Annotated in this window: 5 protein-coding genes; 3 read left to right on the top strand and 2 right to left on the bottom strand. The window is 60.5% G+C overall.

Annotated elements, in window-relative coordinates; genetic code table 11:
* Together ACS5Q1_RS47435 and ACS5Q1_RS47430 are read left to right on the top strand one after the other, a co-directional pair.
* The coding region (locus ACS5Q1_RS47435; protein ID WP_473104712.1) for a YybH family protein at positions 1-501 on the top strand (501 nt) is incomplete at its 5' end.
* 79 nt (positions 502-580) lie between these two features.
* Positions 581-1,123, top strand: a complete 543-nt coding sequence (locus ACS5Q1_RS47430) for an arsenate reductase ArsC (RefSeq protein WP_473104711.1) — start codon at positions 581-583, stop codon at positions 1,121-1,123.
* A gap of 30 nt (positions 1,124-1,153) precedes the next feature.
* Here the strand turns inward: ACS5Q1_RS47430 and ACS5Q1_RS47425 are convergent, their stop codons facing one another.
* Positions 1,154-1,510 carry a hypothetical protein gene (locus ACS5Q1_RS47425; protein WP_473104710.1) on the bottom strand — a complete coding sequence of 119 codons (357 nt, stop codon included), beginning with the start codon at positions 1,508-1,510 and terminating at the stop codon, positions 1,154-1,156.
* Positions 1,511-1,942: 432 nt separating this feature from the next.
* Here ACS5Q1_RS47425 and ACS5Q1_RS47420 point away from each other — a divergent pair, with 432 nt between their 5' ends.
* A complete protein-coding gene (locus tag ACS5Q1_RS47420; RefSeq protein WP_473104709.1) occupies positions 1,943-2,329 on the top strand; it encodes a DUF6894 family protein in 387 nt (128 codons plus the stop codon).
* Here the strand turns inward: ACS5Q1_RS47420 and ACS5Q1_RS47415 are convergent.
* The coding region (locus ACS5Q1_RS47415; protein ID WP_473104708.1) for an integrase core domain-containing protein at positions 2,292-2,722 on the bottom strand (431 nt) is incomplete at its 5' end. The genes ACS5Q1_RS47420 and ACS5Q1_RS47415 overlap by 38 nt on opposite strands.

The raw sequence follows: 2,722 nt of genomic DNA, 5'->3' as shown, positions 1-2,722 counted from the left end.
CGCGCACCATCGGCCCGCAAGCCTCAGTTCCAGGAGGCCGTCATGGCTGAGCACGACGAGGATGTTGCCCTGATCCGCCGCTGGTTTCAGAAGCTCCAGGTCTGTATTCAAACGGTGGATTTCGTGGTCTCCCGCCCGCTCTTTGCCGAAGACATGATCACCTTCGGCTCCTTCACAGCGTTCACGATGGGGCGCGAGGCGACCGAACGAGAGCAGTGGCGTCACGTCTGGGGCCAGATCGACCAGTTCCGGTGGCGTCTTGATGATCTGCGCACCCTCATCTCGGGCGACCGCCTCACGGCGGTCGGCATGGCGGTGTTCGAGTCCACCGGCTACACCGAGGACGGCAAGGCGTTTGATCGGCCCGGACGAGCGACGGTGGTGCTCGGGCGGCAGGCTGTGGGTGAGGAGTGGGTCGCCCAGCACACGCACGTGTCGCTGTTCCCAGGTACACCTGCACGCTCCTTCGGCCCCAAGCGGGGAAGGCCACCGGCTTTGTAAAACCAGCACTTCAGCCGCAGGGGCTTGACGCTTCGGAGCACGGGGCCGAGTTGCAATCTCCGTTACAGAGAGGCCACCCATGACCGAGCGAACCTACAATGTTTTGTTCCTCTGCACCGGCAACTCAGCCCGGTCGATCCTGGCGGAAGGCATTCTGCGCAAGGATGGCGCGGGTCGCTTCACAGCCTACTCGGCAGGCAGCCAGCCGAAGGGCACCGTCAACCCGCTGGCGCTGAAGGTGCTGGGTGACCACGACTATCCGACAGACGGGTATCGCTCGAAAAGCTGGGACGAGTTCGCGGCTCCGGGAGCCCCTGTCATGGACTTCGTGCTCACCGTCTGCGACAGCGCGGCTGGTGAGGCGTGTCCGGTGTGGCTGGGACATCCCGCACTCGCGTATTGGGGCATCGAGGACCCCGCCGCTGTCGAAGGTTCCGATGCGGACAAGGAGCAAGCCTTTGTTCGCGCCTTCGAGTTCCTGAAGAACCGGATTGGCACGTTCATTCGCTTGCCTAGAGCAACTCTCGATCAGTTCGGGATTGGCGCCCGGCTTCAGGCCATTGGCCATGTGGAAGGAGCAGGCATGACGCCATCAAGGGGAACTGACCTGCATCAGCGGTAGGAGGTGGCCGAGAAGCGCAAGGCAATGCCGTCAAACTGGTGTGGCTGGGTCGATCTCTGAATCCTGGATTTCAGCCAGGATGGGCTCGGGCGTGAACGGCGAGCGCTCAAGCAGCAGCACCTTGGCCACCGCGCCAACGGTCCGCAACTCGTCGAGAACACGCTTCATCGGCTCAGACATTGCGGCTTGGCGAGCCTCCTGCATGGTGCGGAACTCCAGCAAGGTGAACGTGTCAGGGCTGTCCTGATGAGCGCTGCGATAGGCCATGAAGGATACGGCTCCAGGCATCTTCAGAAGCTGGGCGATCCAGTCGCGAACATGTCGGTTATAGTTGTTCCAGTTCTGGGTGTCGGTCGGACGGTCATACTGAAACATCATATAGGCCATGAGCCACCTCTGGGTCAGCGCATCTGAGATTCCGTCTTCGCTATCAGAGGCTTTCTCACTATCCAGACCTAATCGCGAGCACGTCGATCACAACAACAGCAGCCATCAGGAGCAGCGCGACCAAGGTTTGGGAGAGCATTACATGAAGCCCATGATTACCGCCCCACAAAACAAGAACGCGAGACCTGCAACAACGAGCGCTTCGTTCTCAAAAGAAAGGAAAGACTTGATTCTTCTGAACATCCTGCCCTCCTCATCGCATGGAAGTATACGCTGTCCCCAGCGGCAAGGATATGCCCGTTGTCAGCTTGAAGATGCCTGGGAGCAAACGCCGCTTTGGTGCCGAGGAATCCGCAAGGGCCTCGCGACGACTCAGATCGTTCGAGGTGTGATGGACATCAAAAAACCTGCTCCCCGGCGTCTAATCTCAGCATGAGTAAGGCCCCCAAACGACCGAGCCAGCGTGACGACCTCAGACGGTGGGACAATGAGGGCAGTGCGCCGCGCTCTGGGCAACCTTCCCATGAGCCGCATCTTGCATCCAAGCATGAGGCCCAACCGGCTCTGTACTACTTCAACATCAGGACGCCGAACGGCCTCATCGAAGACCCGGAAGGAGAGACGTACCCGAGCCTCCAGATCGCCCGAAAGAACGCGCTCGCCAAAGCCCGCGCCATGATCACGGAAGGTGATCAGAATAGCGAGGATCGGCACGACTGGAGTTTTGAGATCACGGACAGAGCCAACCAGCATGTCCTGACGGTCGCGTTTTCAGAAATCTCTAACTCGAAGGTGACGGGCCAAGGCGAGGGACACTGACTGCCAATGCCGCTATGCGGAGAAAGGCGAGCTTATCATGATCAAGACGCCGCTTAGGGATGTTTAGTCCCGGCATTTGGTGGAGCGGGTCGAGCCTGAAGCGTTGCGGCTCGCTTGTAAAGATCTTGCAGATGTACTCGTAGGGGGTGAGGCCGCGCAGGGTCTTGAGCCGGCGGGCGAAGTTGTAGGCGGCGAGGAAGTCGCCCAGGTGACCCCGCAGCTGGTCGTGGGTGTCGTAGTAGTAGCGCCTGACGGTCGCGTCCTCGAGGGTCCGGTTCATGCGCTCAACCTGTCCGTTCGTCCAGGGATGGCGCGGCTTGGTCAAGCGGTGATCGATGTCGTTCTGCGCACAGGCGAGCTCGAACGAATGCGCCCGGAAGATCTCGCCGCGGG

This window comes from Microvirga sp. GN3, assembly GCF_055792825.1.
The sequence above is the reverse complement of the archived record's forward strand: the minus strand, read 5'-3'. Positions and strand labels throughout refer to the sequence as shown.